At 50.6% G+C, this 16,194-nt stretch carries 14 protein-coding genes; 1 reads left to right on the top strand and 13 read right to left on the bottom strand.

The window, feature by feature from the left end; translation table 11 throughout:
* Window positions 1-303: 303 nt before the first annotated feature.
* Window positions 304-2,319, top strand: a complete 2,016-nt coding sequence (locus C5S61_RS01450; protein WP_110513349.1) for an RICIN domain-containing protein — start codon at window positions 304-306, stop codon at window positions 2,317-2,319.
* 198 nt (window positions 2,320-2,517) lie between these two features.
* On the opposite strand, the gene aroF is transcribed toward C5S61_RS01450, so the two are convergent.
* The 13 genes from aroF to C5S61_RS01385 form a co-directional block, all read right to left on the bottom strand.
* Window positions 2,518-3,543 carry a 3-deoxy-7-phosphoheptulonate synthase gene (gene aroF / locus C5S61_RS01445; RefSeq protein WP_110513348.1) on the bottom strand — a complete coding sequence of 342 codons (1,026 nt, stop codon included), beginning with the start codon at window positions 3,541-3,543 and terminating at the stop codon, window positions 2,518-2,520.
* Window positions 3,544-3,615: 72 nt separating this feature from the next.
* Entirely contained in the window at window positions 3,616-4,020 is a 405-nt protein-coding gene (aroH, locus tag C5S61_RS01440) for a chorismate mutase (protein ID WP_110513347.1), read from the bottom strand.
* Window positions 4,021-4,442: 422 nt separating this feature from the next.
* A complete protein-coding gene (locus tag C5S61_RS01435; protein WP_205701340.1) occupies window positions 4,443-6,047 on the bottom strand; it encodes a type III PLP-dependent enzyme domain-containing protein in 1,605 nt (534 codons plus the stop codon).
* A gap of 551 nt (window positions 6,048-6,598) precedes the next feature.
* Window positions 6,599-7,759, bottom strand: a complete 1,161-nt coding sequence (locus C5S61_RS01430) for a sensor histidine kinase (protein ID WP_110513345.1) — start codon at window positions 7,757-7,759, stop codon at window positions 6,599-6,601.
* A 17-nt stretch (window positions 7,760-7,776) separates the two neighbouring features.
* Window positions 7,777-8,166, bottom strand: coding sequence for a DUF2721 domain-containing protein (locus C5S61_RS01425; protein ID WP_110513344.1), 390 nt, complete (start codon window positions 8,164-8,166; stop codon window positions 7,777-7,779).
* A gap of 165 nt (window positions 8,167-8,331) precedes the next feature.
* Window positions 8,332-9,117, bottom strand: a complete 786-nt coding sequence (locus C5S61_RS01420; protein WP_110513343.1) for a hypothetical protein — start codon at window positions 9,115-9,117, stop codon at window positions 8,332-8,334.
* An 11-nt stretch (window positions 9,118-9,128) separates the two neighbouring features.
* The gene (locus C5S61_RS01415) at window positions 9,129-9,734 is read right to left on the bottom strand and encodes a hypothetical protein (RefSeq protein ID WP_110513342.1); all 606 of its coding nucleotides are present in this window, start codon (window positions 9,732-9,734) and stop codon (window positions 9,129-9,131) included.
* A 42-nt stretch (window positions 9,735-9,776) separates the two neighbouring features.
* Complete coding sequence (locus tag C5S61_RS01410; protein ID WP_110513341.1) at window positions 9,777-11,051, bottom strand: WXG100 family type VII secretion target; 1,275 nt, start codon at window positions 11,049-11,051, stop codon at window positions 9,777-9,779.
* A 364-nt stretch (window positions 11,052-11,415) separates the two neighbouring features.
* Window positions 11,416-12,153: a pentapeptide repeat-containing protein gene (locus C5S61_RS01405; protein WP_110513340.1), complete on the bottom strand. Its 738-nt coding sequence runs from the start codon at window positions 12,151-12,153 to the stop codon at window positions 11,416-11,418.
* A 44-nt stretch (window positions 12,154-12,197) separates the two neighbouring features.
* Entirely contained in the window at window positions 12,198-13,463 is a 1,266-nt protein-coding gene (locus C5S61_RS01400) for a glycosyltransferase (RefSeq protein ID WP_110513339.1), read from the bottom strand.
* Window positions 13,460-14,293 (bottom strand): alpha/beta hydrolase, encoded by an 834-nt coding sequence (locus tag C5S61_RS01395; protein ID WP_110513338.1) that lies wholly within the window; start codon window positions 14,291-14,293, stop codon window positions 13,460-13,462. The genes C5S61_RS01400 and C5S61_RS01395 overlap by 4 nt, the downstream gene beginning before the upstream one ends.
* A gap of 14 nt (window positions 14,294-14,307) precedes the next feature.
* Window positions 14,308-14,817 (bottom strand): hypothetical protein, encoded by a 510-nt coding sequence (locus tag C5S61_RS01390; RefSeq protein WP_110513337.1) that lies wholly within the window; start codon window positions 14,815-14,817, stop codon window positions 14,308-14,310.
* Window positions 14,814-16,073: an ArsB/NhaD family transporter gene (locus C5S61_RS01385; protein ID WP_110513336.1), complete on the bottom strand. Its 1,260-nt coding sequence runs from the start codon at window positions 16,071-16,073 to the stop codon at window positions 14,814-14,816. The genes C5S61_RS01390 and C5S61_RS01385 overlap by 4 nt, the downstream gene beginning before the upstream one ends.
* Between the last annotated feature and the right edge of the window lie 121 nt (window positions 16,074-16,194).

Below are 16,194 nucleotides of genomic sequence, written 5' to 3'. Positions count from 1 at the left end.
TACGTTAATCTGGTTGAACTTGGATGTTGCTACCAGGAAGGATATAATTGGTGGGCGTTGCAAGGAGTGATCAGGCGTGATTGCCCACTAAGGCTTGATGAATTTCCAATCTATCCGCCGCAATTCTAGCTATTCCGCGCCAATTCTGCAAGTGCCACTTTGCGCCTACGCTGCCCTCTATTTCAGCATTATTGTACTTCTTTGCCCAACCTGCTCCAATCTAGCTTCTTTTAGTCATTGAAATAAGCTCCGTGGCCCAGCTATGATTAATTAAATTATTTTAATTAGTCAGGAGTTGTGCTGATGGATCTGAAGTATCGTCATTGGCGCTCGGGTCTGCTGATCAGTTGCCTTGGCAGCATGCTGTTGGCGGGCTTGCTGAGCCAAGCATCTTACGCCGCCGAGCCACTTGCGCTCAACGCCGAGGGCTACACCACCAGCAGCTATGGCAGCGTTAGTTTTGAAGGCATTAGTTATCCGGTTCAAAGCAATGTCGCCAACGAATATATACCCAGCACCACCCATTCGTACAGCGATCTGGGCAGCTATTATTTGGTCAATAGCGATTACAGCTTGCCCAACGTGCCCAACATCACCACTGGCGTATTGTGGTCGACTGGCAATAAAAACCGTGGTTGGGCAATCAATAGCGAGTATGATATTCGGGCTTTGGTACAAGCCAATGGCGGGTTGTATGCGCCATATCAGACCATGCCCGGCTATCAGTTGGGGCCTTGGAATGCCAGCACGCCCTGTTGTGGATGGACGTTGCAGCGCAATACAACGGGCTTTTATATCCAAGCAGATGGCAAGGTGCGCGTGCCCAAAACTCCAGCCGCCTCCCAACAAACCTGGGATGCCAACCAAAGCCTAACCGCCATCAATACCACCAACGAAAGCATTGCTGTCACCGATGTGATGTTTCCAGGCGATGAAGATTATTACGCTGGCAACACCTATCTGCCCCGCTCTGCTGGCGTGCTCACTGCCAAATACAAACATTATGACAACCGCAATACCCACATTTATTGGGGCTTGAAGGGCCAGCATGTGCGCGACGTGGAAGATTGGGAAGCAGATGCGCCTGGCGGCAGCAAGCGCAAAATCTACACTGGCGGCTTTAAAATCGACGAAAGTGATAATGGCCAAGTTTGGGCTGGAATTTCGCATGGCAACGAATTTGTCGATCTTAATTTGCAGCCCAGCGTCACGGCCCAACAACTCTACAAAGTTGAGCTATGGATTCAACGGCCAACTGGCATGGAATATTGGGGCGGCTTGAGTTATCAGCAAGGCGCTGATGGCAAATGGCGCGCGTTTGGTGATGGCAGCCACGTGACCAATTGGGGCAATGGCACCTTTGGCTTGGTGGCAACCGCCTATCGCAACCGCAACGAACGCATCTTGCTGGTATATCGCGCCTTGCCTGGTGGCGATAATCCGCCAACGCCAACGCCGCCACCACCGCCACCAAGCAACGCCGCCTATTTCAACCTGATCAATCGTAGCAGCGGGCTATGTTTGGATGTTGACAATGCGAATAGCGCCGATGGCAGCAAAGTGCAGCAATGGACGTGCAACAACTCGAATGCCCAACAATGGCAACTGCGGCTTGGCGAGAGCGGCTATTATCAACTGGTTTCGCGGGCAACTGGCAAATGTTTAGATCTAGCGGCGTGGAGCACCGCCGATGGTGGTATCGCTCATCAATGGGCCTGTGGCAACAACCAAGCTAATCAACTATGGAATCTGCAAACCGTCAGCGATGGCTGGGTACGAATTGCCAATCGCAATAGTGCCAAATATCTCTCAATCGTCTATGGCTCGGTCGAAGCTGGTGCTGCGACCCATCAATGGCCTTGGCTGGGCAACCCCGACCAACAATGGCGACTTCAGCCAGTTGGCACGCTGCATATTGCCAACAAAAATAGCAATAAATGCGTTGATGTTGCCAATAACCAGAGCGCCGATGGCACGAATATTTTGCAATGGCCTTGTTACGCTGGGGCTGCGCAACAATGGCAATTTCAGCACACCGATAATGGCTACTACAAATTGCGCCATCCGAGCAGCGGCAAAATGCTCTCGGTTGCTGGCGATTCGAATGCTGATGGAGCCAATATTCATCTGTGGGCGGCGGTCAGCAACCAAAGCCAACAATGGCGCATCGATTTGCTCGACGATGGTTTTCTGCGCTTTGTTAATCGGGCAACTGGCAAAGTGGTTGATGTAGCTGATGGCAGCAGCGCCGATAATGCCAATATTCAGCAATGGACGTGGAATAGCAGCGCCGCCCAACGCTTCAAACTGACCAATTAGGAGTTGTTAACCACGAAGAACACGAAGAGCACGAAGATTGAGTACTTGGATTATTGTTCTTTTTACAAAACCCTAATGTTCAACTAACCCAACATTCGTGTCCTTCGTGGTTAAATTTCATCCTTCATCCTTCATCCTTCATCCTTCATCCTTCATCCTTCATCCTTCATCCTTCATCCTTCATCCTTCATCCCTTCATTAGGCGATTGCTAATTCTGGCTCCAAGGCGGTGATCAAACGGCGAACTTGCTGCATCAATTGAGCGAAATTGGCGTGGTTGAGTGATTGAGGGCCGTCAGATGAGGCGCGGTCGGGGTCGTGGTGGACTTCGATCATCAAGCCATCTGCACCAGCGGCCAAGCCTGCCAAGGCCATTGGCGCAACCAAGTACCATTTGCCCGTGCCGTGGCTGGGGTCGGCAATCACTGGCAGGTGGGTGCGGCGCTTGGCGACGGCCACAGCGTTCAAATCGAGGGTATTACGGGTGGCGGTTTCATAGGTGCGGATGCCACGTTCGCAGAGAATTACGTTACGATTGCCCGTGGCGAGAATGTATTCAGCAGCCAGCAACCATTCTTCGACGGTGGCTGAAGGCCCGCGCTTGACCATGATTGGCTTGCCAGTTTGGCCAGCTTCTTCCAAGAGGGCGAAATTTTGCATGTTGCGAGCGCCAAGCTGAATAATATCGGTGTAGCGGGCAACCAATTCGACATCGCGGGTATTGAGGGCTTCGGTGATAATCGGCAGGCCGGTTTCTGCGCGGGCTTGAGCCAAAATCTTCAAGCCTTCTTCGCCCAAACCACGGAAGGCGTATGGCGAGGTGCGTGGTTTGAATGCGCCACCGCGTAGGATGTTGGCTCCGGCTGCTTTGACGGCGTGGGCTGTGCTCAACAATTGCTCAGCACTTTCAACCGAACAAGGCCCAGCCATCACGATTGGCGTGCCGCCGCCAATTTCCAAATCGCCAACCCGAATCACCGTGTTGTGTTGTTGGAACTCGCGGCCAGCCAATTTGTAGGGGCGGGTGATGCGCAGCGTGGTTTGCACTCCGCTCATTGATTGCAATTGTTCTTCTAAGCCAGCTGGAATTTTTGCGCCAACTACCCCAATCACAATCCGCTCTTCGCCTTCGGATAAATGGCCCTTGAGATTATTTTCAGCTAAGCGGGCCAAAACAGCGTCACGGTCGGTCAGGTCAGCGTGCGATTTCATTACAACAATCATGGTCAAATGCCTCCAAATTGACAAACCCAAATACCAATACCAAATACCAAGGTGGACGGCTGGCAGCCAAATTTAGGCTGGTTGCCAGGTGGGCATGTTCAACAACGCTGTTGATTGAGCGCGCTCAGGTCGCAATTTGGCGGCATCGCCAAGATAGCAATGTATGATTTCGCTGGGTTTGCGGCTGGTATTCCACAACATCAGCACCCGAATACACATCGATAAACTGCCAGGTACATCCATTTCGTGGGCGCAGAGCATCGCCAAGTCGTTCCAACCAAGTTGACGAGCGGCCAAGGCAGGGAATTGTGCGTTGAGATTGGAGGATGTGGTAAAAAAGACACATGCAACATCGTCAAGATCGATCTCGTTGGCTTGAACCATGGCCAACAACAACTCACTGGTTGCGGCGAGCACAGCCTCTGACGTATTTTCCACTGCCACCGTCGCACCGCGAACTCCACGACAAACGAGCATAGCATCCTCCAATTGAAGCACAACAAAAAGCGCGGAGCTTGTCGCTCCGCGCCGAAGGGTTCTTCCAAAAATCAGTAAAGGTGTGTCTAATCCTTCGTAGGCAGCGACAACTCAATATGGCAGCTAAAGTAATAAAAATAGCTGCTAAAGAATGCATATGAGTTATAGCTGTTGAAAGATTGCATGGCTGACAAAACCTTGTGTCAATTACGATTGGCGCGAGCATACCACATGGCTCGCCATTTCGTCAAGTATCAATTTTGAGCAACAAACTTAACAATCTTGCAAGGGGGCAGGGACGAAGGATGAGGGATGAAATTTAACCACGAAAGGCACGAAGAACAATTTTCGTGCCTTTCCTATTGCTCGAGATTTAAGGTTAACCTACCGATCCCCCGGCCCCAATCCCCAGCCCTCAACAATTACGCACTTGCAGCAAAACGGCTGGTGCGCAAGGTTGATGGTGCTTGACGACGACGGGCGGCACGTATTGGCCGTACTGGCAATTGCTCGCTGACCACAGCTGTGCGCACTGGCAGCGGCTTGCGGGCCGGTTGCTCGATGGTGGCGATGCTATAGCCCAAAGCACTCATTTGCGCCATCAAATTTTGCGGAGCAATCTCGCGCATCACCAATTGATCGCCATCTTGCTCGATGATAATGCGGCGCATTTCGGGGTTCAAACAGTGGTGTGCGCCACCTTTGCCGCCAATCATGGCTTGATATGCGCCAACACCACAGACCGCCAACACCATGCCTGCTTGGAATTCAGGCAACATCAAGGCTGGACGATGCGAACGTGGATACAGATCATCGGAATCGCAGGTGCGGCGGCCACCCAAACGCACTGCTTGCACCGCTGTATCCCAGCCATCCAAAGGCACAACCACAAATTCTTGATCAACAATCAAGGTATCGGGGGCTGAAACCATCAACGAGCCATTCAACAAATACCAAGGCTCAATTGCGCCAGCTTCCTTCACGCGGCCAACTTCGATCAAATACAGATTGTGGTTGGCAACGGTGTAGCGGCCACATTCGGCGATGATCATGGGTGCTGCCACGCCATGCTCAGCACAAATTGCTTGGGTATTAGCCATCAAGTTGGTCAGAAAGCCAACATAATCAAATTTAAAATTCAAATCGTAGCCCGAGGTTGGCATGCCGCCGCCAAAATTGAACATCATCAAGCTTGGGGTGGCGCTGGCCAAAGCAGCATAGGCGTTGGCTGAACGAGCCAAACGAGCTTCCCATGCAGCAGCATCCTCAATTTGCGAGCCAACCATGGCGTGATACACCACCAATTGGTGGGCAGTGCCAGCCAAGCGTTGAGCAACAAACTGCATTTCTGCGGGCGTTAAGCCGAAGCGCTCTGCTCCAGCATGATTGCGATCCACGACTTCAGGGGCGTGGCGCTCACGAACACCAAACAACATTGGTTCACGGCTGTGAGTCAAAATATAATCAAGTTCATCGAGATCATCGAGCACTGTCACGACCCGTTCGTAGCCAGCGTGGCGCAAGGCCAAGATCCCATCGAGATACATCGGCTCTTTCGAGCCATTACAGAAGATATAGCGATCTTCGGAAAGCACGCCTTGCCGCCAGAGATGGTGGGCAATCACCACATCGGCAGCAGCCGAGGTTTCGTAGTGAGCACCAGCATTCAAGGCTGTGCGCACCACTTCTTCCGAAAAATTGGCCTTGGTAGCATAGGCATACAAGAACGAGCCTGTATAGCCTGCTGCTACCTGTGCAGCCATCGCATAATCAAGCATATTCTGCACCTGCGTGGTAATTTGCGGGCAGAACGAAACCTCAAGGGGCGCACCAAATTGCTCAACTAATGCACCCAGATCGACCGTATCGCCTAAGAGCAAGCGCTCGTTGCGGCGCGTTAGAAAATCGGTCAAAGCCCCAGCACCCGAAAAGCCAAATGAATCATTCAGGTAGCCAGCATAGGTTTGCTCGATCAACTGGACATGTCCCTCCAAGCCGTGATAGCCACGACGATAGTGCTCAGCCACAACAGGGGACTGAGAGAACAAAGTACAAGCCAAATTAGCGGTGTTCGTTCGTGTGTTTATTGACGGAGACTCCCAATGTGCTTTGCCGATTTTTGGGCATAAAAAAACCAACTGTCAGGGCGACATTTGGCCTAAGCACTGGGCATAAAAAACCTGCCCAATTTGTGGCAGGTGAGGAGATAGACAGAGAACCATTGCTAGTCTGCTAGCATGATTTCAACGCTCACCAACCTAAATTGAGGGAGGTTCAGCACAGCGCCGCGCAATCTGTCGCAGCGTGCAAAAATTCTGTCTACCGTTCATATAGCCTCGTTGAAAGCCCGCTCGGAAGTCAAAAACCAGCGCTCAAAACAATGTGATGCGCCCCAGAAAACAACCACCACTCATCGTTCCAATTGATGCAGCGACCTGCTGCCGATGAGCGCCGAGAAGGCACGGAACTCCATTGGTGAATTTAGATCACCGTTGCATATTTTAGCGTACTTTTGGTGCTTGTCAAATAAGAAATTTGTATAATTGTGCCCAACCAAATGTGTGATACCTGAATCGAGCTACATCGCGCTTATCGGTGCTAACTGGAATGCTGGCACAATTAATTGGAAACACGACCCCTGACCTTGAACACTTTCAACCATAACATCGCCACCTAAAAGTTTAGCTAACGAACGACTAATTGCCAAGCCCAAACCAGTGCCACCAAAACGCGCCGCCGTCGATTGCTCGGCCTGCACAAATGGTTGAAATAACTTGGCAACCTGCTCGCTGCTCATGCCAATCCCGCTATCGGCAACCTCAAAATGCAGCCAGTTGCCATCACGCCGCACCCGCAAGGTAATGGTGCCTTGCTGGGTAAATTTGGCAGCATTGCTCAGTAAGTTAAGCAAGATTTGGCGCAGCTTTTGTACATCGCTATGCATTAAACCCACATTCTCAGCAATATCCAGCACCAAACGATTGTTATTTTTGGCGATTTGCGGCTGGCAATACAGCACCAAATCATCGATTAGCTCATGCACCTGAAAATCTTGGCCAAACAATTCCATACGTCCGGCCTCAATTTTTGCCAGATCGAGCATGCCGTTGATCAGCCCCAACAAATGCACGCCAGCGTTGTGAATAACCTTCAGATCCTGCTCGTAAGTGGTTAATTGCTCAGCGGCAGCATCCTCTTGCAGCAATTCGCTATAGCCAATAATTGCGTTCAGCGGCGTGCGCAACTCGTGGCTCATCATGGTTAAAAATTGGCTTTTCGAGTGGTTCGCCAACTCTGCATCTTCTTTGGCCGCCAGCAGCGATTGCTCAATTTGCTTACGTTGGCTAATTTCGCTGGCCAATAATTCGCGCTCGCGCTCAAGCTCGCGAGTTTGGGCCTGAATTTTATCGAGCAACGAACGCAACCAGCCAATCATGCCAATCATCAGGCCGCTCATCAGCGCTGGCGGCCATAACGAACGCAACTGCACCCATTCCATACCAGCCCAGCGCAGCATCCACAACGTAATCGAGAGGCCAATGACTGTCGCCGCCAAGCCTCTGCGCCAGCCAAACGACCAGGCAACCAAACCAATCGGAATCAACACAAACGACCCAGCTGTGCCACCAATCCAGCGATAGAGCAATGGAAAGGTAAGCAAAAATATCACAACAATCAACAAGATTGTGGCGATTCGATACAGCTGATTGATCGATTGATTAATCGTTTGGCGTTTCATACATGCCAATTCTAGCCTTATTCATCGAGATCGGCAATTTCAAGGCTGAGCGCATCGATTGAAACCTGAATTTCGCGCAACGACAAGCCCAGCGAGGTCAGCAATAGCAATAAACTGCCGCCAAAGGTTAATTTGCCCAAAAAGGCTTGGCCTGCAAACAATACAAACATACAGAGCACGCAAAAGAAAAATGCTGCCACTCCGCAAATTTGCATGCTGCGAATAATCCCAATTCGATAGCGCAAATTTTCCAGTTGGCCACGAATGCGTGGGTCGCGATCAACTTTATAGCGGCCTTTGAGTTCGCGCATTAACGATGCAATGGAGAGAAAGCGATTGGTATAGGCCAAAAACAGCAACGAAATTGCTGGAAACAACAGTGCCGGAGTAGTGAACGTCAATTCCATAATGAGCCTGCTTTGATGCTAAATCGAACCTCATAACCAGTCAGTTTAGCACTTTTAGCGCAAGCAATTGGAAAAAGCAGCACAGTTTACGGCGTGCGATTAATCACAATTAACGCCAAAACCGCCCATTCGGGCGAATGAGCGGTTTGGAACAGGCGAGCGAACTTATGAAAGTGACTCATATAAGAGGCCGCCAAGCCCCATATAATCGATGCCCTTCAGTTGATAGCGTTCAACCTCAAGGTCGGTTTGGGTCATCAAGAACGAGCCAAGTTCATTTTTGAACAAGGTATATTCACGAGCCATGGCATGGCTGCCGCTATATTGAATGGTGACAAAAACCGTGGTTGTTGAGGGCAAGCTAAACATGCGCACCAGCAACTCGGCTTCGGTTGGGGTTACACCGCTGCGCACCAAGGTATCTGCTGATTGGGCGGTTTGGCCTTGTTCGGCCAATTGGCGGGCCATAACCAGTTTTTCGCGGCTAATATCGACGTGGAGGTTAACTGCTGCAGTATTGGCTGCATAATCGCTCAACTGAAACACCGTTTCGATTAAGCGGTCAAGATTGGGCATCTGCGCGAGGTTGTGAACTTCAGGGTTGATCACCGTATGCACGACCAAAAATTCATCGCGTACATGGCCAAAACCTTGAAGCACCACCCCATCTGCACGAGTATGATAAACCACCAGTGAGCGTTGTGGATACGCGCAACTTGCCACAACTCCAAGTAGATCTCGAACAATTAATAGTTGACCATTTTCATCGACCGCCGCAGCGTTGCGAGCACGGAGCGAATGTTCAGCCTGCAACAACTCCAAAGCGCGTTGATTCTCATCGGCGGTGGTCGCTTCGACACCCATTAAAGCCGGAGCTTTTAAGAGTGCACTAATTAACAGCAGTTCACTCCGTGAAAGTGTCACTGCGACCAAGGGTTGGGGGGTTGTCATGCCCTAATCTCCTACGGTACAACCGCAAAGGTACTGTCAATTGCAATAGGATTGGAATATTGCTGTTCCCATGCGTGGCCCGAAGCATTGCGATCATCGACTCCACGCTGGCGCGATTCACGAGTGTTTACCGCAATCCGTTGGATCGTTGACCATTGCGCTTGTTCATTCGGGGCGATGGGAATTACAAATGAACGCTGATTGAGATTACTAACTTTTAATGCCTCTAACCAGTTGGCTTGATTTGGTTCTTCCCGTTCAAATTCGATCGTGGTGAGTTCGCCATTAATCTCTGCATCGACTAAGCCCACGATCAGCCGATAACCATCAATTTCGAATAAAGCCGTTTGCAAAGGCGCGTCGGGAAATTGGCGACTCAAGGGTAGCGAAAACACTGCTGCGCCTGCATGTGGCTCAAGATAGGCCACGGTTGTGGGCTGGCCTGCTTGGGTTTGAGCCTGAATTAAGCTTAAACGACGATACCGTGGGTTGTCACCCAACCACGGGCTGATATCCAACGTGCCAATTGTCTGAATCGACTGTTCGTCGAGGCCGCTACGCACGGCCTCGGGAACAGCACTTGATCCACATCCAAAGAGTGATGCCAACAAACCCATTGCAAGCATCCTCCACCATACTCTGTACACAAGATTCATGGGTTATTTCAGATATGGTGCAACTTCGGGATAGCTATTTTTAATGATGCTAACCACATCGTTGCTTGTCCAATAGGAGTTGTGATTGCTAATTGGGTTGCCCGCATTAGCATTGGTCGTAAAGTAGTTAATCCCAGGATCACGGAAGCCACGATCGGCACCGAGCACGCTAGGCACAACTAATGGCAACGACTTGGGCGCGAGAATGCCAGTCATCAAGCCGGGCGTGATGAAATTGCGGCCTTCGTCGGAGCGAATCCATGGTTGGCCAATGTAATCGCCTTTGTCGCTAATGCTGAGGAACTTGGCATGTTGCATTGCCCGATCAGCGTTCGCCACTGGCGACCCCATTGTAACCACCCCGGAAACATCAACGCCCATGTTGTTTTCGAGCATCGGCGCAAGATTGCTGACAACCGCACCGCCGCCGCTATGTCCAAGCAGCATTACCGACTGACCAGGCAACAATGGGTTGCGCGCAAGGTCTTGTTTGATAAAGTTGTAGCTTTCTTGGGTATACTTGCCTTGGTCTTGCATCGTATACTCTTGCACAACTTCGCTAACCCCAACAACCGTATTGAACAGTTGCGAGCCACCGTTGATTAGGCCTGCACCTGCACCGGTAACTTTGTTGACAGCCCCAGCACCCAAACCAGTCAGCCAATCAACTGGCGACAATAACCCACCATGATTGGTCCCTTTGAGGTCGGTTCCTTTCAGATCGGTCACATAGTTGGTGTTGTAGATAGCGGGCATCGCCTTAACTTGGCTTGGATCGTAGCCGTTGGCGGCTAACAAACGGGCCAGTTCTTGCGGGCCACCACCTGGCGTACCATCAGCCTCGGTCGCATTAATCCCATTGACAATGTACATCCGTGGTGGTGGCAATTGGTTGCCAGCCGCCGAGCCTGCTGCAAAGCCTTGCGCCGCAGCGCTGAACGACGACGAGCCATTGCCTGCACTCGCGCCACCTTTGTCAAACGTCATGACCTTAGAAGCTTCTTGTTCAGCTTGCTGAAACACGCTGCTAATTTGTTGGGTCACAGTTTGGGCTTCCCGCAATACACTGGTTAGACGTTGCATAACGGGAAAGATTTCCGACTGCATCTCGTTAAAAAATGCCTTGGCCGCATCACCCATCCATCCGCCATTTGCTAAGCTATCATAGCTCTGACGAATCTGGCTGTTGATCTGATCAACTACCTCCGATTGCTTGCCAAACCGACTTGCAACTTGAGTGAGTTGGTCATACTGAGCTTGAACGATTTCAGCTCCCATGCCAATACTCCTTAAAAGTGCGCTTCAACCCCTGGAATATTCTTACTCTCGATGACCAAATGTGGGGTAAAAAACCGAAATGTAGCAGTATCATCGTATAAAAACAGACTTACGTCAAGATCTTTATTAATAAAAAGTCCGAATCTAGCACCTAGCTAGTTAGTTATTGTTAAGTTTTATTGGTAGATTAGTCAAATTTGCTTGATCGTAGCCCAATGAGGCTGCTAAAACTGTTGCAAGAACAAGACCATGCAGCAACCAAAAGCCCCATGATCAAATCATCACGGGGCTTGAATCGTGCTTAAACGGACGGTCTGCACAACTACTTTCTAAAGCAGTATTAATGATCGAGTACGCTTAACCATTATTGGGCATAGACTTCGCCACTATTTGCCAAAAATTCCAACAACCAATCTGCATCGTGACGTTGGCTGCCATCGGCTTCAGGGCTGGCATCAAACCAGCCAGCAAATCGCCCAGCTTCAACCACCACATCTTTGGCTTGCAAGCCAGCAACCGCCAGATTTTCAAAACTTTTGAGCTTGCGTAAACGTGCTGCGTTCAAGTTTGCGCCGCGCAAATCGCTGTTATAGAACGTTGCAAAATCAAGGATGGCATGGTCAAACTGTACATGACGGAGCGAACTGCGACCAATATTCAGCCGAATGCCATTGATATACCTAAAAATTGCTTGATCGAAGACACTGGTTTCGACATCTGTTTTGTTGAGGTCGGCATAAGCAAGGTTGGCTTGGCTAAAATCGCTCATTTTAATAATTGCACTAATCAGATTAGCCTGCTGCCAATTGCTTTGGCGTGCATCAATTTGCTTGCAAAAGCTCGACTCAAAACATGCTTTAGCCAAATTAGCTGCTTGCAAATCGACCTGTTGCAGCCTTGCACCAAAAAAATTACAACCGCGCAAATCACAGCCTGCCAAAATCACATTTTCAAACTGCATGCGCATCAACGAACGCCCACGCAAATCCATGCCCCGGAGATCGCAATTGCGTAAGGTCATGGCTTCGCCAAGCTGTTCTTGCAACCATTCGGCATGAGCGTCAAGCAGTTGATCAAGTTTTTGTTGCGAGAAATAGCGCATTAATCATCCCTCATTGCATCGCCAAAGACCAACAACTCGTTATTTTAGGCTTGCATACGCTGCTCGATAATCTCGACCGCCCGATTAATCCCTTGCTCTGCTTGCAGGGTTTTGGCCATGGTCTGGGCTTTTTGCTGCATACTCGGTGTATTTGCTGCTTGCGCAATCGCCCATGCCAAGTTCTCTGCCGTTAGTTTGTTGCGCGGAATAGCTTTTGGCCCTAGGCCCAGTTGCTCAATCCGCTGGCCCCAACGCAGTTGGTCGCCCAAATGCGGCACAATTACCGTTGGCAAACCAGCTGCAAGGCTGGCGCAGGTTGTGCCCGCCCCGCCATGATGCACCGCAGCTTTAACATGGCGAAAAAGTATTTCATGCGGTGCAGCGCCAATTCGAAAAACAGTTTTTGGTAGCTCGATTTGGCCCAAGCCCGCCCAGCCAGCTTGGATAATTGCCCGCTGCCCGCTATGCGCCACTGCCTTGAGTAACAGTGCGCTAAATGCATCGGGGTTGGCTCCCGTCATGCTGCCAAATCCAATGTAGATTGGCGTTGGCCCAGCTGCCAAAAATTGCTCAAGCTCAGCTGGCATGGGCCATGTTTCATCGGGCGGCAAGCGCCAAAAGCCCACCGTTTGAATATTGGCGGGCCAATCGTTGGGATGCGGAATAATCGCTGGGCTAAAACCCTGAATAATTGTGGTTTTACGCAAACGTTGCAAATATTCGGCGCTGGTTTGGGCTGGCAATTTGAGTTGTTGCTGACGAAATTGATTCAGAAATTTGCCGACAATTTGCCATGGAAACAACTCAATCACCAAGCGTCCAAACCAATAATTAAGCCAGCTATCATGGTTTTCCAAGAGAGCGGCAGCGCTAGCAGGCCCAGAACGGGTCGCCAACATGGCTGGTTGCAACGGCGCACTAATATGTACCAAGCCCAAAACTTCGGCAATTGTGACCGCAAAGGTATCCGAGGTAAAACTGCTAATTAACACATCGCAATGCTGGGCCGCCTGCCATGCATCTTCAATCATCGTCAGCGCATGTTGCGCCAACAAGCGGCGCATGGCTTGCATTTGCTTGAATGGATTCGCGCCATGCTGAACCCAATCGTTGCCTTGATCGCTCAGCATAAGTTGCTGAATATCGACCCGAGCGATTGCCACCTGCAAGCCAAACGATTCGACCCACGCCTGAAAATTACTGCTGACCAAGAGCGTCACCGGATGCCCGCGCTGTTGCAACGCCAAGCCCAAGGCAACCATGGGCTGCACATCGCCGCGCGTGCCCAACGCGATGATTAATATTCTCACACGCTAGCTCCTAATACAAAGGCCAATGGTAAATCGATTCGTTCGCGCCACGCTTGCTCGGAGTGGCCAGCCCCAATAAATTTTTTGGTCAGCCAATCGTCGCCTTGGCGATAGCCCGCCGCGTGCATAAAGGCATCCATCTCGCGTTGAAATGGCTCGTATTCTGCATCAAGATCTTCGGTGCCAAAATCAAAATAGATGCGATGCTCGCCTGGCTCGGGCAAGCGCTTGCCAAACCACGCAACTAGTGGGCTAGCTCCAATTGGCCAGTGGGTTGAAAGGCAGCCAGCATTGCCAAAAACCTCAGGATATTGCACCAAGGCATAGAGCGAGATCAAGCCGCCCATGCTTGCCCCCATAATGCTGGTGTGTTCAGGCTCAGGGTCAGTGCGATAGGTCGCATCAATTTGCGGCTTAAGTTCGTTCACAATCCACGCCAAATACTGGTCGGAAAGTGGCTCGCCGCCAACCGCAGCCACAAATTGAGCTTGCATCGCTTTGCTGCTGGCATAAAACGGCTTAGCTGGCAGATAATCGCGAATCCGCTGCTCGCTATTCCAAATGCCAACCACAATCGCGCCATTAATCGTTTGGCTGGCAATCAGATTTTCAATCGCCTCATCAACGCCCATATCAATCCCGATGTAGGCCAGCGCAGGGTCAAACAAGTTCTGGCCGTCGTGCATATAAATCACGGGAAACGTTTCAGCGGAGCTATGGTAGTTGGCAGGCAGCCAAACATCAACGTGGCGTGGCAAAAGGCCAGCAATCGATACATCAGCATAGCGTTCTAAAAAACCCGTTGCATCGGATAATTCAACCGTTTGCATAGATACCTCATGAACTACGTTAAACTATTGAGCATTGTTTTGATAAACTTAATTGCTGGCTTTGATGGCAGCCTTGAACCAGGCCAAACCACTTGCTGCACGCTGCTATAGCTGCGTGGATTGAGCAAAACCATCGAGCGATAATAGCCATTGCTCCAAGTTGAAAATGGCAATTGCACCAACGTCATGCATTCGGCGCTAAATGCACGGGCACTGACCGCAATCGTCATTGCATTGGGAATATGCAACCGCAGCAAGCGCTTAGGCGGAAATTTGGCCTCGACGACCGTTAATTGCGCAAGATTCGCCTGCTCTAAAACATAGGCTTGCTGTTCCAGCGGAATCGCCAGCCGATCAAAATCCCAAAATGCGAGATCGCTGGTCACTTTGCCAATCAATGGCAGGGCCTCAACCCAACGCACATGCACATCGGCTGCTTGGGGGTTGTGTTGCATTGGGCAGCTGTATTCATAGCCATGCTGCGCCAACCAGCTGCTTAATTGGTCAAAGAAGTAATAATTCATGCCATGAGCCACATCCAAAACGTTCCAATTAATAATGATGGTAGCACAAAGAGCAAGCCCAATTTTAAATATTCTTTAGCGCTAATTTCCATGCCTTTGCGCCGCAGAATGACAAGCCAGAGCATGGTTGCCAACGAGCCAACAATCGTTAAGTTTGGGCCAAGGTCGGCTCCGAAAATTGTGCCATAGATCAAGGCTGGCGCAGGCTGGCTGGGCAAATGCTCAAGCGTCGAGGTCATCACCAAGGTCATGGGCACGTTGTTGATCATATTCGAGCCAAGCGCACTGCCGAAAATCACCCGTGCAATGTTGCCCAAGCTGGCGCTGCTGCCCTGCAACAAACTTGCACCAAAGCGCTCAGTCCAGCCCAAATGCTCGATTGCTCGCACCACCAAAAACATACCGCTAATAAAACCAAACAAGGCTGGCGAAAGTTCGTGCAAGGCTTGCTTGGGCTTGAAGCTGCCAAACCACCAGCTTAGCGCTGCCAAAAGCGCCGCGCCCGCCAAGGCCACAAATGCCAATGGTACTTGCCAAAGCGAACCACCAACATAGGCAATCGCAATTAACGCTAAGCCAAGCAGGGTTGCGCGATACAGTTTGGGGTTGGCGATGGTGAAATCATCAAGCAGCGCCAAATCATAGCTACCCTGCAAATCGCGCCGAAACAACCAGGCAAATAAACCAATATTCCAGCCAATGCACACGAGCGATGGCACCAACAAGTAGGCCCAATATTCCATCAACTCGCGATTAAAGCGGGTCAGCACTAGAATATTGATTGGGTTGGAAACTGGCAATAAGGCCGAGGCCGTATCGGCGATAAAGGTACAGGCAAACATAAATGGCAAGGCCCGCAAGCGCAAACGGCTGGTCAACGTCCAAACAACTGGCGTAAGAATCAAGGCCGTCGCATCGTTGGAAAGCACCGCCGTGATTAATGTGCCAACCAAAAAGACTGCCACATATAAACGCTGGGCTGAGCCATTGGCCCAACGCGCAGCATACAAAGCCAATGCTTGAAATACCCCTGCTTGCTCGGCAAAAAAGGCAATTAACATCAAGCCCACAAAAAAACCATAGACGTTCCATTCACGAGCCAAAGTTGGCACAAGCTCGTTAAGCGGCAAAATGCCGACCAAAAGCATGGCCAGTGCGCCAAGTAAAGCGACCCATGCTTCCGAAATCCGACGCGGACGAACCATCACGCCCAAGAGCGTGGCCCCAAAAATTGTTCCACCAAGCAGCAGTTGCATGATCTTCCTACATTAGATTGGCTATTGGCTTTTGGCTAGCGGGGATTGTTGGAAATTCCAGTCACTGTTCCGCTAGCCCAGAGCCTATAGCCATATGGTCTCTGCGCCTCTGCGTTAAAGC

Source organism: Herpetosiphon llansteffanensis (assembly GCF_003205875.1).
Taxonomy (GTDB): Bacteria; Chloroflexota; Chloroflexia; order Chloroflexales; family Herpetosiphonaceae; genus Herpetosiphon; species Herpetosiphon llansteffanensis.
The sequence above is the reverse complement of the archived record's forward strand: the minus strand, read 5'-3'. Positions and strand labels throughout refer to the sequence as shown.